This window comes from Enterococcus sp. S183_ASV_20 (assembly GCF_018919685.1).
GTDB lineage: Bacteria > Bacillota > Bacilli > Lactobacillales > Enterococcaceae > Enterococcus > Enterococcus faecalis.
On the sequence record NZ_JAHLRI010000019.1, the window covers coordinates 1 to 15,565 of the forward strand.

Annotated in this window: 14 protein-coding genes, 2 pseudogenes and 1 other annotated feature; of the genes and pseudogenes, 10 read left to right on the forward strand and 6 right to left on the reverse strand. The window is 35.3% G+C overall.

What is annotated here, in order from left to right; translation table 11 throughout:
- Nucleotides 1-103 (forward strand): annotated as a pseudogene (locus KQI94_RS08395) (IS30 family transposase); the annotation flags it as partial.
- 58 nt (nt 104-161) lie between these two features.
- On the opposite strand, the gene KQI94_RS08400 reads toward KQI94_RS08395, so the two are convergent.
- From KQI94_RS08400 to KQI94_RS08425, 6 genes are all read right to left on the reverse strand, one after another.
- Nucleotides 162-491: a TcpE family conjugal transfer membrane protein gene (locus KQI94_RS08400; RefSeq protein WP_002363104.1), complete on the reverse strand. Its 330-nt coding sequence runs from the start codon at nt 489-491 to the stop codon at nt 162-164.
- Between the two features lies 1 nt (nt 492).
- A complete protein-coding gene (locus KQI94_RS08405) occupies nt 493-711 on the reverse strand; it encodes a hypothetical protein (RefSeq protein WP_002363105.1) in 219 nt (72 codons plus the stop codon).
- Nucleotides 712-1,232: 521 nt separating this feature from the next.
- A complete protein-coding gene (locus tag KQI94_RS08410) occupies nt 1,233-2,213 on the reverse strand; it encodes an ornithine cyclodeaminase family protein (protein WP_002363108.1) in 981 nt (326 codons plus the stop codon).
- A 12-nt stretch (nt 2,214-2,225) separates the two neighbouring features.
- Entirely contained in the window at nt 2,226-3,104 is an 879-nt protein-coding gene (locus KQI94_RS08415) for a sulfite exporter TauE/SafE family protein (RefSeq protein ID WP_002381227.1), read from the reverse strand.
- 15 nt (nt 3,105-3,119) lie between these two features.
- Nucleotides 3,120-3,920, reverse strand: a complete 801-nt coding sequence (locus tag KQI94_RS08420; RefSeq protein ID WP_002363110.1) for a helix-turn-helix domain-containing protein — start codon at nt 3,918-3,920, stop codon at nt 3,120-3,122.
- Nucleotides 3,921-4,174: 254 nt separating this feature from the next.
- The gene (locus KQI94_RS08425) at nt 4,175-4,345 is read right to left on the reverse strand and encodes a hypothetical protein (RefSeq protein WP_002392643.1); all 171 of its coding nucleotides are present in this window, start codon (nt 4,343-4,345) and stop codon (nt 4,175-4,177) included.
- A 560-nt stretch (nt 4,346-4,905) separates the two neighbouring features.
- On the opposite strand from KQI94_RS08425, the gene KQI94_RS08430 reads away from it, so the two are divergent.
- The 9 genes and pseudogenes from KQI94_RS08430 (at nt 4,906) to tdc (ending at nt 15,469) form a co-directional block, all read left to right on the forward strand.
- A complete protein-coding gene (locus tag KQI94_RS08430) occupies nt 4,906-5,076 on the forward strand; it encodes a hypothetical protein (RefSeq protein ID WP_002384869.1) in 171 nt (56 codons plus the stop codon).
- 116 nt (nt 5,077-5,192) lie between these two features.
- A pseudogene (locus KQI94_RS16535) lies at nt 5,193-5,967 on the forward strand (PTS system mannose/fructose/sorbose family transporter subunit IID).
- A 129-nt stretch (nt 5,968-6,096) separates the two neighbouring features.
- A complete protein-coding gene (locus KQI94_RS08445) occupies nt 6,097-6,723 on the forward strand; it encodes a heparinase II/III family protein (RefSeq protein ID WP_002363114.1) in 627 nt (208 codons plus the stop codon).
- A 70-nt stretch (nt 6,724-6,793) separates the two neighbouring features.
- Nucleotides 6,794-7,276, forward strand: a complete 483-nt coding sequence (locus tag KQI94_RS08450; protein WP_010717298.1) for a heparinase II/III family protein — start codon at nt 6,794-6,796, stop codon at nt 7,274-7,276.
- A gap of 1,086 nt (nt 7,277-8,362) precedes the next feature.
- Nucleotides 8,363-9,238, forward strand: a complete 876-nt coding sequence (locus tag KQI94_RS08455; protein WP_002404091.1) for an aldo/keto reductase — start codon at nt 8,363-8,365, stop codon at nt 9,236-9,238.
- Nucleotides 9,239-9,260: 22 nt separating this feature from the next.
- The gene (locus KQI94_RS08460; protein ID WP_216454366.1) at nt 9,261-9,743 is read left to right on the forward strand and encodes a VOC family protein; all 483 of its coding nucleotides are present in this window, start codon (nt 9,261-9,263) and stop codon (nt 9,741-9,743) included.
- A 165-nt stretch (nt 9,744-9,908) separates the two neighbouring features.
- Entirely contained in the window at nt 9,909-11,354 is a 1,446-nt protein-coding gene (gene cls / locus KQI94_RS08465; protein ID WP_002361214.1) for a cardiolipin synthase, read from the forward strand.
- Nucleotides 11,355-11,645: 291 nt separating this feature from the next.
- Nucleotides 11,646-11,860 (forward strand) — a binding site (T-box leader).
- Nucleotides 11,861-12,051: 191 nt separating this feature from the next.
- Nucleotides 12,052-13,308: a tyrosine--tRNA ligase gene (tyrS, locus tag KQI94_RS08470; RefSeq protein WP_002355444.1), complete on the forward strand. Its 1,257-nt coding sequence runs from the start codon at nt 12,052-12,054 to the stop codon at nt 13,306-13,308.
- Nucleotides 13,309-13,606: 298 nt separating this feature from the next.
- The gene (gene tdc / locus KQI94_RS08475; protein ID WP_002355450.1) at nt 13,607-15,469 is read left to right on the forward strand and encodes a tyrosine decarboxylase; all 1,863 of its coding nucleotides are present in this window, start codon (nt 13,607-13,609) and stop codon (nt 15,467-15,469) included.
- Nucleotides 15,470-15,565 lie beyond the last annotated feature (96 nt).

Here is a 15,565-nt window from a genome sequence, read left to right on the forward strand (position 1 = left end):
CAATCAACGTAATCATATTCCAAGAAAATCATTGAATTACAGAACACCAATTGAGATATTTTTGAGCTATGTACAAGAAGCATTTTATTCTAACTTAATTTGACAAATCATATTACGTGTATATATATTTGATTTATTATCATAGAATCCTCATGGCCAACTCAATCCATGATCGCTTTCAAAGGATAACCCTTTTCAGCAAGCCAAGAAATATGAGTGTGATGAAAAATATGAGAAGAAATATGAGAAGACAAACTTTGAAATTGTTTTCGTGTCATTAAAAAAGCAAATAACCACGGACAAAAAATTTGTCGAGTAATCGTATGTTCCATAACAAATGGAAAAATTCGAAAAATCCCCCCAAAAAAGCTAATCCCAAACCATATCGCAAATGTTTGTGTTACGGGACGAGGTAACGCGACCCTATCCCACAATTTATAAAACACTCGCTCTATATACCAAATCTTTGTCCAATTGCGTATATCGCTCATTTTATCGCCCCCATGACCGCATGCGATCCAAAATCCAATTGAATACGTCAGACGTATCTCCAACTAACCAAACAGCTACTGCCAGCACAAGAATCAATGGAATGGCTTTGCTTGCTTTCCGTTCAAAGGCAATATAGGCCGCACCATCAAGCATCGCCAACATAATCAAATACTTAAAATCCCCAACAAAATCGGTAAACACATTTTGAAAAAAATTCATTTGCTTTTTCCTCCCTGTTAATACACATTGAACTAATGACAATACACAACACCACAGAGCACAACTGATAAAAATTTCACTTGATATTCCTCATTATGCATTTGTTCTGTTCCTTGATTGCTGTTTTTTACGTAAGAATTATAAATAATTTCTCACACGGCGATACATTACTTTTACAGGAACATGCGTACAATAAATCCGGTGCTGCTTACTTTTCTTTGTTTTAGGATCAAGTTTCATAGAATAGAAATCATAAAAATATTTACCACTTTTTTTATCGTATGTTCCTTCAATCACCAGTGAAAAGCTAGGGTGGTAAATCCAACAAATACAATTGATACTTCCCTCTACTGGATAAAGGGACAAAACCAAGTACCTTTAAATGGTCCGATACAGTCATAAACACGATCTATCTCCTCCCAAATAAAACAAAAAAAGGCTGTAATCGCATTTTGATTACAGTCTTTTTTGTTCTCTTTTTGTAAATGTATTAATTAAAGGTTTACTTCCGGTCTTTTTATTTAATAAATCAATTTTCCCAAATTATTTTCTTTAGCTTTCTTAACGATTTCTGTCGCAACTACCACATCTAATACAGCCGAACCAACTGTTTTGAAGATCGTGATTTGTTCTCCACTTGTCCGACCGACCAATTCTTCATTGATCAGTTGGCCTAGTTCCCCATGATAGCTGTCTCTTTGAATATACCCATCTTGCAGCGGTGAAATGAAGTCCCCAGCTTCTTTTAGAACACCGTCCATGGTATCAAAAATAACAATATCTGCGGCTTTGATTATTTCTCGTGGAATTTCACACATTTCCGGTGTGTAAGCACCGACTCCATTGATGTGCGCACCTTTTTTGACCCACTCAGCAGAGAATGTCGCACGTTTTGAAGTGGTCACACTTGTGATGATGTCTGCTCCTTCAACGCATTCTTGATTGGTTTTTGTTGGGCGCATCGTTACAGAAAATTGTTGCATCATTTCTTCAGCAAATTGGCTGGCACGCTCAAAATCAATATCAAAAATCCGAACTTCTTCTAATTTACGAACGGTCAACATTGCTTCTAATTGTGACTGTGCTTGTCCGCCGGTTCCAATCAGCGCGCCGATTTTAGCATCTTCTTTTGCAAGAAGTTCTGTTGCTGCTCCTTGAACAGCGCCTGTTCTTAATTGTGTCAAATAAGTACCATCTAAACAAGCGGATACCATACCCGTTTCTGGATCCAATACGATCATCGTTGCTGGTACACTTGGTAAGTTTTTCTTGATGTTTTCAGGATACACGGAAACGATTTTGACACCTAGCGCGCCTTCGCCACCTTCTACATAAGCTGGCATATATAAGCTTTGTCCGTTGCTTTTTGGCACATCGATATTGGTGCGAAGAGGCACACTTGCCTTTCCTGCTGAATACAATGACAATGCTTTTTTGTCCGCATCGATGGCTTCTCTCATTGAAAAACTTTTGATAATATCTTCTTTTTTAAGAAATAACATTTGAATCGCTCCTTAATTAGTTGCTGTAGCTTTTTTTAATTGACTGCTCAACATCGTATATGCACTGTATAGTAAGACCAAAATCACGATCCATTTCAGAATATAGGTATCTAAAGATTTGACTAGGAATACAGCGACCAATACCCCTAATACACCGAAGGTTGAAGTGAAAAGTGTGATTTTTCTGCTGTATTCATCAAATTTAATGAATTGAACACTGCCGATCGGTACTGAGAATGTACAAGCCCCCATCATAATAGGAAAGGCTGCAACTGGATTCAAGCCTAGCAAGTAGACAGTTACCATTGTTAACGCATAAGAACCAATGCCGATATTGTTCAATGCGCCATAGACAAAGAGTAAAAATCCTGCCAAGATTAATTTTCCGCCATACAATTCACTGGCTGTTCCGTTTGAGGGAATCCAATTCATTTGTCCCATAAAAATTAAGAATGCAGCAATGACCAATCCTATGCCGACAAACAGTTTGATCGTTTTCTCTGGTAACTTCACGACAAATCTTGGTCCTAAATATGCACCGATAATTTGGCAGATAATACAAACAGCTAATGTCTTGATCCCTACGTTGATAGCAGTGATATAAGACAATGCCATGACGGCTACCGGTACTACACATTGGGTATTCAACGTTCCGGGTAGTTTTTTCATGCTGACCCATTTCAACTTTGGATAAAGGACGGTTCCGATAGCAAAGTCGGAAACGCCAAATGTTGAAAGAAAGAAGGTGATAAATGACGTGAAGGGCAACAGACGCATATCCCCTGGTTCTTCTTTGAAATTTTGTTTGTTTTTGAAAAGGTCTCTTAGAAAGTAAATAATAAAATATAGATTGATTGCGACAATTAGTGCCAGCAAAATATTCCGAATCATAAAAATTTCCTCCTACTAGTAAATCTTTCTGATTCCCTCAAAGTCCTCACCATATTTTGCTTTAAGTTCTTCAGAAGATTCTGCAATCACTTTTAGTGTATATGCATCATGTTTGACATATTCTTTTGCTAGATTGACCATGGCGTGGTTTTTTGTCCAAGTGACATCGGTTGATTGCAGTTCTTCATTAATGGTGCCAAACACGACTTCTTGCTCATCAGCGACGATGTTGATCCATCTTGCCCCAAAGTCAGCGAGTTTGTCTGTTTCAAAACCATGAATGTAATACTTTTCTAAGGGAAGATCATATTCATGGGTAGAACTGAATAAAATCAGTACAAATTTATCGACTCTTTTTTCGGCCTGCTGCAACGCCTTTAGCAGTGAATCCGTGAGATTCTCATGCCAAACTTGGATGAGCAAACTTTCTTTTGCGTTTTTCACCAAATGCTCTGCTTTATCCAGAACATACTCGATGCCATCAACTTTCCACAGCATGTCTTCTTCATCTTTTTCTTTTATCATCCCTAAATTCTTGGTAAGAAAAGAAAGATCATTTTTAACACTTTTTTCTAATTTCTCTAAAAACTCATTTGCCGAGATGGCATGATAAAGTTTAGGTTCTGATTTATTGACGACAATCAAATTCTTTTTTAATAGTTTTTCCAAAATGTTATATACTTTCGAGCGTGGCACACCTGAGATTTTACTTACTTCATATCCTGTAAGATTACCTTTTTCTAATAGGGTGGTATACACTCTTGTTTCCATCTCTGAAAAATCATATTTTTTCATGATTTGAATAATCGTTTCCATTGATTAATCCTCACTTTTATTTTTAGTAGCTACTACGGTAACAACTATAAATTCTTTTTGATTATCTGTCAAGAGTTAGTTCAATAAAACACATATAAGAATTAGCTTAAAAACAATCTTTTTATTAAAAAGAAATATTATAATATAAATATTTGTGAAAAAAATACTAAAACTTAGTTATTCTTTACAACGATTTATAGAAAAACAACCTCTTTAAATATAAAAGATACGGGATACAGATTACTTGAAAATCTTTACGTTCCAGTTTTATTCTTTCTAAAAAACGTACTCACTTTTTTCTTAGACTTCTTTTTTTGATTCTCCTCTTTTAGGTCTTGTCCTTTTTTGCCTTCAAAATATTTAAATAAACCCCTTTCAAAAGTATTTCTAGGTTTTGGACAATAAGGAATCCCTTTTTTCTTCATATAAACACCTCATTAAACTATTTTATATCATCACATTATCAAATTAACAAATGTATTAAAAGAAAGTTTTTTATTAAAACCATCTTGTCCTTTTGGGAGATTTCAGTGTGATTTCTTTTTATTCCAATACTTTTTTGTTGGTCACTTTCGTATACCCAATCTAAGCGATCATCGGCGACAATGTTTTTACAACGAATGGTAGGACAAAACAATGGGCGAAAAAACTTTTTTGCCCATTTCATAAAAAACTTTTTCTACAGCAATCCCTTGTTTTCACCTACCACACGTTGTGAACCCAAAGCACGCCGACGAACGCTTAGTTATACGAAAATGACCTACCAAAAACAAAAAAAGTGAGGTGAATAGAAACAAAAAGAAATTGAAATCTCCCAAAAGGTCGTCCACCTCGGAGACAACTTGCTGCCGAAAATAGTAGTTGGGGCTATGAACAAACCAACGTTACTTTTTGGCAAATTATTAAATTAACCGAAAAAACAGCATGGTTTCGCCCCATCAAAAAGCAAACTGTAAAAACATATACTTCTATGAGTGGAGAAACTATGCCAATACCAAATCAATTTATCGATTATCCACTTGCACGAATCAAAGACAGCATTGTTAGAAAACAAATTAATCCAGCCTTATATCCCAATAAATTATACGGTAATCGCAGTTGGGATACATTTTACCGCTATGATAATCAACTGGTTTATGAAAGCAGTTATTACTAAGAGGGAATTTCCCTCTTAGTTAGCGTTAAAAATAACAAAAATAAAAGGAACAAGAACAATGAAAACAATAACTCTATATGAAATCTTAGGTGAAGAAGGGTCTGACAAATACATTTCTGTATTCAAATCTTTAATTGTTTCCAATTTTACAGAGAATGAAGACATTTTATCAAGGTGTCAGCTATTTATACACAATAATGCCAGCGCTGAAGAAAATTTATAAAGATGAACCAGAAAAACTGAAAGAGACGGCAAGCGCAAACTTAGAATTTTATAACACGAATCCACAAATGTTGCCATTTATTACCAGCATGCAGTTGGCGATGTATGATAATGATCAAAGTGTCTCAGATACACGCAGCATTAAGATGGCACTTATGGGACCCCTATCAGGAATCGTAGACTCGATTGCTTAATTTGGGATTGCCCCCTTATTTTCAACAATATTTGCAGGATTAGCGATGGACGGTCTGGGATTTGCTCCGATGGGTTTTTGGTTATCGATGTTAATCTCAATGCTAGTCATCAAATTATTAATGGGATATTTAGGATTTAAACTTGGAACGAGTGTGATCGAAACCTTAAGTGATAAAATTGGTAAAATTTCTTCAGCAGCAAATATTGTCGGAGTGACTGTTATTGCGGCATTAGCTACTTCTTTTGTTAAGGCAAATATCGCCATTAAGTATTCACATAATGTAGAATCTGGTGAAAAACAAGTAATTGCTATTCAAGATATTTTAGATAAGATTACGCCCAAAATGCTTCCAGTCATTTTAACTATTTTAGTTTTTTATTTGATCAAGAAAAGAAAATGGAACACGTATCAATTATTAATTTTTTTTATTTGTGATTGGGATTCTAGCCTCTGTCTTAGGGATTTTAGCATAGTAAGTGAGCGTAGTAAGGGGCAGGGTTTTCGATTTCGAGTAAACCTTGTTTCCTTATTTATAAGTTTTCTGAGTGATGGGCATAATATTTTTTCAGTTAACGGAAATAAAATTTGAAAGCGAGAACACGATGAATCTTCAAAAAATCGAAAACTATCAACTAAAGTTTTATCAGCAAGATTGGCTTTCAGGATATTTGGAAAAACATTCAAAACTTTTGGAACCACTTTTTGAACGTACTTATTTTCTATTAAAAGATCAGATTATTTACAATGATGCGATGGATATGGAAGCCTGTTCTATTCCGTATTCTCTAAAAGAATATACATGGAATCGATATCCTGGAGATGACCCAGAATGGCTCTTTATGTTGAGTCGACAAAGTTTTCTTCTAGATTTATCACAGGCATACGCGTTAACAAAAGAAAAATGCTATTTACAAAAATGGCGCAGTCTGCTTCTTGATTTTATTCAAGAGGAAGGCGAACCAAATTCTACTAATAGGAATGTTTGGCGACCCCTTGATGTTGGAATTCGAGTGATGAACTGGCTGAAGAGTTTGACTTATATTTCTATTGCTGATTATAAACAATTGGGAATTGATAAAGTGTTGCGAAACGCTTTGCTGGTTCATCTCGAGTATTTGGAGAGGAGCTATATCGATAAGTACAGACTTAGTAATTGGGGAGTATTGGTAACTGGTGGAATGGCTGCTATGGATCTATTTCTTCCAGAACTAGTGAACAGAGTAAACTAATATGGGACCGGTTAACTGAGCAACTGACTTACAATTTTATTCAGATGGCATTCATTAGGAACAGAGCGCATTGTATCAATATGAAGTTTTGATGACGTATGTATATCTATTACAGATTTCTGAATATCTTGAAATATCATTGCCATTGGATCTTCGAACGAAATTGAAGATACCTATCTTATCTACCTACTATATAGCGGATAATCAAGATGTTCTGAATCCTATCAACGATAGCGATCATGTCAATTTTCGATATGTATATGATAGCTATCGTAATATGAAGAAAGAACTTGGAAAACACTGCAGCCAGAGAAACTTTTTTCGTGGTGAATCAAGTGGTTTAATGTTTTATAAAACAGAGGATATTTATTTTACGCTTTTTAATGGATTGTATGGAAGCTCACATGGTCATGTTTCTACAGGGAGTTTTACGCTACAATTACAGGGTGATGATTTGATATCTGATAGTGGTTGTTACAGTTATGTCAACAAAGCAGAGTGGCTTCAACCGAAGGAGTGTGATTCGCATAATACAATGTTTATTAAGGATTGATGATGCGGAATTCTGGTATTGAGCCGTTTGAACTTGCCAAATCAGTGGTAAAAGTTGGAAAAAGTAATATTGTGCTTTTTGAAAAAAATAATGAAGCTGAAGAACTATCAGAAGAGGGAATATAAAATAATAGTTGTATAGCGATTATCTAAAGTGACTGGTCAAACGTTTCTAATCGTATATCAGTCATTCAGTGAGTATAATTTAAACCATAACCTACCAATTGCCAAGGAAATATAGCGTATTTTACTCTTGTCAATTGACAGTTTATAGTTTAGAGATGGCTATGCCAAACAACTAATATATGAAAAAGGGAACTAAACATCATTCCTCTATTGGAGCAATTTCTTCTTTGATGGCTTATAAAATGTACTAATACTTCATTTGAGGCAGTAGAAAGTTGAGAAATAGTTGTTTCTTGTGCTGTTTTTGTCGTTATTAAGTTTGCCAAAAAGCAACTTTCAACCAACATTTTTGTTTCTTATCATATCAAGAACCTGTTTTTTATTTTTCTATAAAAAATGTCGACATTATTAAGTTATCGACATGATTTTGTTATATTTAAGATAAATTAGTCAAAATTTTTGCCAATATTTTTTCCAAATTTTTCTTTATTTTTTTCTTTCCTTACCTTTTTCAATTAATATCATTTGGTGTTAATATATCTCTGATAATACAAAAAAACATTGACCTATCATAAGATAAAGAGTGATAGTTTAATACTAAAAGAGGTATATTAATTTTATTTAAAAATTGACATTAATGACTCTTAATCAGAGGGTCTAGGGTTCGAATCCCTATGCCCCCATTGGGTGCCAAACCCACGAGAACGGTATTCTGTCGGCGTCTTAGGACGTTTCGAAGACGGAGTACGCGTTCTCTTTTTTTGCATAAAATGTCGTGTGTCGTGAGGGATACACTAGTTAAATCATTTAAAGAATGCTACGCTTAGAAGAGAGAAAAAGTATGTTATATAAAAAAAGTTAAAAATTTTTTAGGCTAAAAAAGCGAATTTAACAAAAAGCGCACTTTTTGGTTCCTATGAAACGAAAAAGTACGTACTATACAGCATGTACGGCACGGTATATGATGATATCAGAAAACGTTAAAGGAGCGAATCAAATGATTACATCACTAGCAGATACAGTAACATTAAACAACGGCACTAAAATTCCAGGAATGGGTCTCGGGGTATTCCAAATACCAGATGAAGAGACAGCAAAAGTGGTCGAAGAAGGGATTATCAATGATTATCGTTTAATCGATACAGCGCAAATCTATGGCAATGAATCTGGCACAGGAGCGGGAATTAAAGCAGGCTTAGCGGCAACTGGTTTGAACCGTGAGGACTTATTTGTTACTTCGAAAGTTTGGAACGCACATATTTCCTATGATGAAACAATTCAAGCTTTCAATGATAGTTTGGAACGTTTAGGTTTAGATTATTTAGATTTGTATTTAATTCATTGGCCAGGAAATAATTCTTACAAAGAATCATGGCAAGCTTTAGAAACTTTATACGCCGAAGGAAAAGTGAAAGCAATTGGTGTCAGCAACTTCCAAGTTCATCATTTAGAAGATTTACTTTCTTATGCAAAAGTTGTTCCGGTAATTAACCAAGTGGAACTACATCCAAAATTGGATCAAAAAGAAGTGCGTGATTTCTGTGAAAAACATGATATCAAAGTCCAAGCTTGGTCACCATTGATGCAAGGCCAATTATTATCTAATGAAACCATTTTGGCGATTGCTGAGAACCATAATAAATCAGCAGCCCAAGTGATTTTACGTTGGGATATTCAACAAGATATCTTATTAGCCGTGAAATCTGTCCACAAAGAACGGATGATTAGCAATGCAGCGGTCTTTGATTTTGAACTAAGTGCAGAAGAAATGGCACAAATCAACCAATTGAATGAATCGTTACGTGTGGGACCAGATCCAGACACGTTTGATTTCTAAAAATTAACTAGGAGGAGATACAATGAGTGAAGCAGTTAAAGGTTTTTCAGTAGTCAACCACGTGGGGATTACAGTCAGTAATTTGGATGAATCAGTGAAGTTTTATGAAGCATTAACAGGAACAAAAATCGCAAATCGTGATGAAATTGGTGGAAAACGGATGGCCCAAACACAAGGGTTAGATGATACATTAATCAAGTATGCCAATGTGCATCTAGAAAACATCAATATTGATTTATTAGAATATGTTAAACCAAAATCAGAAAAAGCTTCTTATTCCAACGAACAAATTAGTGCAATTCATATGTGTTTCGAAGTGGAAGATATTGATGCAGCTGTTGCACGTTTAAGAGCGATTGGCGTAGAACCTGATGGAGAGCCGATTACATTCCAAGAAGAAGATGGCTTGAAGAGCGGTTTTGGTACAGGGGTTGCTTACTTTACCGATCCAGATGGTACAAATTTAGAATTGATTGCTCCTAAAGGTCCATTTACACGAAATTAAGTTAAAAGACTTTCAAACAAACATCAAAAAGAACCCCTCATTCTAGTATCACTAACTAGGATGGGGGCTCTTTTTATTTTTTGAGACAGAAGCAGCTAAAGAAAAGATATTCCAAATCCGTAATTGATGGTATACTAAAACGTAACAAATAAAGGAGGAAGACAATTGATTCTTAGTGTCTTAACAGTTATTTATTTTATTAATGCAATTATTGCGGGAATTACCATTTTGTTAAAACCTCGAGATGTAGCAGCAATTTGGGCATGGCTACTCGTACTGATTGCTCTACCCGTTTTTGGTTTTTTCTTATATTTATTCTTTGGGCGCGGTTTAACCGACAAAAAGAAATTTTATTTGCAACAAAGTGATTTGCGGGAATTAGAGAATTTTCAGAATTTCCAAGAAGAAAGTTTTGAACTTTATAGTCAAAAGATGCCGACGGAGGAGCAACAACAGTTTACAGACTTTTTTTCCTCATTAAATAGGATGCCTCTGACTAAGAAAAATGATGTTGAAATTTTTACGGATGGTACGGAAAAATTCAATGCGTTGATGGCGGACATAAAAAAAGCTCAGCACTCCATTCATATTGAATATTATGCCTTTGTAACGGATCATATCGGCACCAAAATTTTGAACTTATTAGAAGAAAAGGCGGCTGAAGGGGTTGAAGTGCGGTTGCTTTACGATGCCTTTGGCTCAAAGGGCACCAAGGTTCATCATTTGAATGAATTGAAAAAAAACGGCGGTTTTGTCCAAACATTTATTACTTCTCAAAAAGCACTTTTGAAGTTTCGTTTGAATTATCATGATCACCGGAAAATTGTTGTTATTGACGGAAAAGTAGGCTACATTGGCGGCTTTAATGTTGCCGATCAATATGCCGGAACGACTAAAAAGTTTGGCTATTGGCGGGATACGCATTTACGGATTCAAGGGCCAGCAGCCTCATTACTGCAAATGCGTTTTTTAATGGATTGGAACGTCTCTTCCCCCGAGAAAAATCGTGTGGCGTATCAATTGGATTATTTCTTTAAACTTGAAGCATTGGTGCCAGAGGCAAATACATCCATTCAGATGATTGCCAGTGGTCCTAACAGTGACCGTGAACAAATTAAATTGGCCTTTATTAAATTGATTACTTCTGCCAAGAAAAGAGTCTGGATTCAAACGCCGTATTTAGTTCCTGATGATAGTGTCTTGGCTGCTTTAAAGGTTGCTGCGGCTTCAGGAGTAGATGTTAAAATTATGATTCCAGATAAGCCCGACCATCCGTTTATTTATCGAGCAACACAGTATTACGGCCGCTTATTGATGAAAGAAAATATTGAAATTTTAATTTATAACGGTGGTTTCTTACATGCGAAAACAATGATTATGGATGATGAAGTCTGCACAGTTGGTTCAGCCAATCAAGATATCCGAAGTTACAAATTAAACTTTGAAGCAAATGCTGTGTTATATGATAAAAAAATCATTGATCAATTAGAAGCAATTTTCTTAGAAGATCGAAAAAAATGTACAACAATGACTCCAGAAGTTGTTCGCGACATGTCAAAATGGTTGATTTTTAAACAACAAATTTCACGATTATTTTCACCAATTCTTTAAAACTGTTTTTCACAAAATGACGAACTTCTGATCCGAAGTTCGTCATTTTTCTTCGGGAATTTTATAAAAGTATAGAAAATCACAAAAAAAGTCAAAAAATTTTTAAAGAATATTTTTTAAATTTTTTCGTTATTTTTTTATCTGTAGTTGCTGTTAAAATAAATAAATCTTATTGTGAATTCGTTATTTTATTTTTGTGAAAAAGGGACATCTTTTATAAAAGTAAAAAAAATTAAGCAAAGAGTGTTGACAAAAAAAACGAAAAGGAATATGCTACATGTACAAGTTAAATACAAAGCAATGACAGAAAAGCAGTAGAGAAATAACCACTGTTACAGAAAGCTAGTGGCGCTGGAAACTAGTACACGTTATTTATCGAATTACATTCTTGAGCTTCTGCCTACAGGGCACGGGTAACAGCGTTATTTGTTAAGAGGTATATAGTATTTTAAATAAACTAAACTATGTATAAATTTGGGTGGTACCACGAGAAATTCGTCCCTAAGTCGTTTTGACGGCTTAGGGATTTTTTGTATTCTTTTTTTGAATACGTGGCAGACCAAAGAAAATTTCGTGAACCCGTGTATACATAGAAATAAACACGGGATATCGTGTAAAAACAAGTGTGTTAATCGTTTATTTCGTTAAATGAACGATTTCCTATAAAGAGATAATTATAAATATGGAGGGTGATAACATGAATATCATTGACGAGCTAGCATGGCGTGATGCAATCAATCAACAAACAAACGAAGAAGGACTAAGAGAACTTACAGAAAATACGAGCATTTCGCTATATTGCGGTGTCGATCCAACTGGAGATAGCATGCATATTGGACATTTAATTCCTTTTATGATGATGAAACGATTCCAATTAGCAGGTCATCACCCATACATTTTAATTGGTGGCGGAACTGGAACAATTGGTGACCCAAGTGGACGAACAACTGAACGTGTTTTACAAACGATGGAAGCTGTGCAACATAATGTGGACAGTCTTTCAAACCAAATGAAAAAATTATTTGGTAAAGATGCTGAGGTAACAATGGTGAACAACTACGATTGGTTATCAGAACTATCTTTATTAGATTTTTTAAGAGATTACGGGAAAAACTTTAATGTCAACACGATGTTGGCAAAAGACATTGTCGCTAGTCGTTTAGAAAGTGGCATTTCCTTTACAGAATTCACATACCAAATTCTTCAATCAATTGACTTTTACACATTGCATAAAAAACATAATATTCAATTGCAAATTGGTGGCGCTGATCAATGGGGCAATATCACTGCAGGATTAGATTTGATTCGTAAAAAAGAAGGACCAGAAGCCAAAGTATTCGGGTTAACCATTCCTTTAATGCTAAAAGCAGATGGTACAAAATTTGGGAAAACAGCGGGTGGCGCTATCTGGTTAGATCCTAAGAAAACCTCACCATTTGAATTCTACCAATTCTGGTTAAACCAAGATGATCGTGATGTCATCAAATACTTGAAATTCTTTACTTTCTTAGATAAAGAAGAAATCGATGCGTTAGCTGAAAAAGTTGAAAAAGAACCAGGTAAACGTGAAGCACAAAGACGCTTAGCTGAAGAAGTGACACGATTTGTTCACGATGATGCAGCATTAGAAGAAGCGCAAAAAATTTCAGAAGCTCTTTTCTCAGGCAATATTAAAGACTTAACGATTGAGGAAATCGAGCAAGGGTTAGAACATGTGCCAACTGTTGAAATTACCAAAGATGCTAAAAACATCGTAGATTGGTTAGTTGACACAGAAATCGAACCATCAAAACGTCAAGCTCGCGAAGATGTGAGCGGAGGAGCTATAAGTATTAACGGTGACCGAGTTACCGATTTAGATTTTGCAGTCGATCCAACACAACATTTCGATGGGAAATTCGTTGTTGTACGGAAAGGGAAGAAAAATTACTTTTTAGCAAAAGTAATGGATTAGAAATTGATAATAATTTCACGAAGAGAAGACGTGTGATTATTTGATCAAAGTTAAAATTCTATTTCTCCTTACAGGTAGTGGTGAAACCGTTAATACACCTAATAAGAGTGGGATTGTACACACAATCCCACTCTTATTTTTTTATATAATGGTTCTGACAAGACACCTTGTGAAAAAATTATAAAATTAAAGAGCTATGATAACCATTGTTATTTTTCTTCTTTACACTTTAGCCGTTTGGGTGTAAGTTGTGAATGCAAAATCTAATTCATTAAAATTTGTAAGGAGGAATTTTCGTATGAAAAACGAAAAATTAGCAAAAGGCGAAATGAACCTTAATGCACTATTCATTGGGGACAAAGCCGAAAACGGACAATTATATAAAGACTTGTTGATCGACTTAGTAGATGAACATTTAGGATGGCGTCAAAACTACATGCCACAAGACATGCCAGTTATCTCTTCTCAAGAACGCACATCTGAAAGCTACGAAAAAACTGTCAACCATATGAAAGATGTATTGAATGAAATCTCTTCTCGCATGCGTACACATTCAGTTCCATGGCATACAGCAGGTAGATATTGGGGACATATGAACTCAGAAACATTAATGCCTTCTCTATTAGCTTACAACTTTGCAATGCTATGGAACGGGAACAACGTTGCCTATGAATCTTCTCCAGCAACTTCTCAAATGGAAGAAGAAGTAGGACATGAATTTGCTCACTTGATGAGCTACAAAAATGGTTGGGGACACATCGTTGCTGATGGTTCTTTAGCTAACTTAGAAGGCTTATGGTATGCCCGTAACATTAAATCATTACCATTTGCTATGAAAGAAGTAAAACCAGAATTAGTTGCTGGCAAATCAGATTGGGAACTATTGAACATGCCAACAAAAGAAATTATGGACTTATTAGAATCAGCTGAAGATGAAATTGATGAAATCAAAGCTCATTCAGCTCGTTCAGGTAAACATTTACAAGCAATCGGTAAATGGTTAGTTCCACAAACTAAACACTATTCTTGGTTAAAAGCTGCTGATATTATCGGTATCGGTTTAGATCAAGTTATCCCAGTACCAGTTGACCATAACTACCGTATGGATATCAACGAATTAGAAAAAATCGTTCGTGGCTTAGCAGAAGAACAAATTCCAGTGCTAGGTGTTGTCGGTGTAGTTGGTTCTACTGAAGAAGGTGCCGTTGACTCAATCGATAAAATTATTGCTTTACGCGATGAATTAATGAAAGACGGTATTTACTATTATGTACACGTGGATGCTGCTTATGGTGGTTATGGACGTGCCATCTTCTTAGACGAAGACAACAACTTCATCCCTTACGAAGATTTACAAGATGTTCACGAAGAATACGGTGTCTTCAAAGAGAAAAAAGAACACATTTCAAGAGAAGTGTATGATGCATATAAAGCAATCGAATTAGCAGAATCAGTAACAATTGACCCTCATAAAATGGGTTATATCCCTTATTCAGCTGGTGGTATCGTTATCCAAGATATCCGTATGCGCGACGTTATTTCTTACTTCGCAACTTACGTATTTGAAAAAGGTGCCGATATTCCTGCGTTACTAGGTGCTTATATCCTTGAAGGTTCAAAAGCTGGTGCAACAGCTGCTTCTGTATGGGCTGCACATCACGTTTTACCTTTAAACGTTGCAGGTTATGGTAAATTAATTGGTGCTTCAATTGAAGGCTCACATCATTTCTATAACTTCTTGAATGATTTAACATTCAAAGTTGGCGACAAAGAAATCGAAGTCCACACATTAACTCATCCAGACTTCAACATGGTTGACTATGTGTTTAAAGAAAAAGGCAACGATGATTTAGTAGCAATGAACAAATTAAACCATGATGTATATGACTATGCATCATACGTTAAAGGAAATATTTACAACAACGAATTCATTACTTCACATACTGACTTTGCTATTCCAGATTATGGCAACAGCCCATTAAAATTTGTAAACAGCTTAGGATTTAGTGACGAAGAATGGAACCGTGCAGGTAAAGTAACTGTGTTACGTGCTGCTGTAATGACTCCATACATGAACGATAAAGAAGAATTTGATGTTTACGCTCCTAAGATTCAAGCTGCTTTACAAGAAAAATTAGAACAAATTTACGACGTAAAATAATTGAATCTTAAACGGAAAAAAGAAATGGTAACCGAATGAGGGAACGTTCGTCTGATTGATTTATTTAAGAGATAAATCAACCAGACGGCTAACCTC

Excerpts from the sequence above, each read along its gene's own strand:
- KQI94_RS08400 (WP_002363104.1), bottom strand. The coding sequence starts at position 491 with ATGAGCGATATACGCAATTGGACAAAGATTTGGTATATAGAGCGAGTG.
- KQI94_RS08405 (WP_002363105.1), bottom strand. The coding sequence starts at position 711 with ATGAATTTTTTTCAAAATGTGTTTACCGATTTTGTTGGGGATTTTAAG.
- KQI94_RS08410 (WP_002363108.1), bottom strand. The coding sequence starts at position 2,213 with ATGTTATTTCTTAAAAAAGAAGATATTATCAAAAGTTTTTCAATGAGA.
- KQI94_RS08415 (WP_002381227.1), bottom strand. The coding sequence starts at position 3,104 with ATGATTCGGAATATTTTGCTGGCACTAATTGTCGCAATCAATCTATAT.
- KQI94_RS08420 (WP_002363110.1), bottom strand. The coding sequence starts at position 3,920 with ATGGAAACGATTATTCAAATCATGAAAAAATATGATTTTTCAGAGATG.
- KQI94_RS08425 (WP_002392643.1), bottom strand. The coding sequence starts at position 4,345 with ATGAAGAAAAAAGGGATTCCTTATTGTCCAAAACCTAGAAATACTTTT.
- KQI94_RS08430 (WP_002384869.1), top strand. The coding sequence starts at position 4,906 with ATGCCAATACCAAATCAATTTATCGATTATCCACTTGCACGAATCAAA.
- KQI94_RS08445 (WP_002363114.1), top strand. The coding sequence starts at position 6,097 with ATGAATCTTCAAAAAATCGAAAACTATCAACTAAAGTTTTATCAGCAA.
- KQI94_RS08455 (WP_002404091.1), top strand. The coding sequence starts at position 8,363 with ATGATGATATCAGAAAACGTTAAAGGAGCGAATCAAATGATTACATCA.
- KQI94_RS08460 (WP_216454366.1), top strand. The coding sequence starts at position 9,261 with ATGAGTGAAGCAGTTAAAGGTTTTTCAGTAGTCAACCACGTGGGGATT.
- tyrS (WP_002355444.1), top strand. The coding sequence starts at position 12,052 with ATGAATATCATTGACGAGCTAGCATGGCGTGATGCAATCAATCAACAA.
- tdc (WP_002355450.1), top strand. The coding sequence starts at position 13,607 with ATGAAAAACGAAAAATTAGCAAAAGGCGAAATGAACCTTAATGCACTA.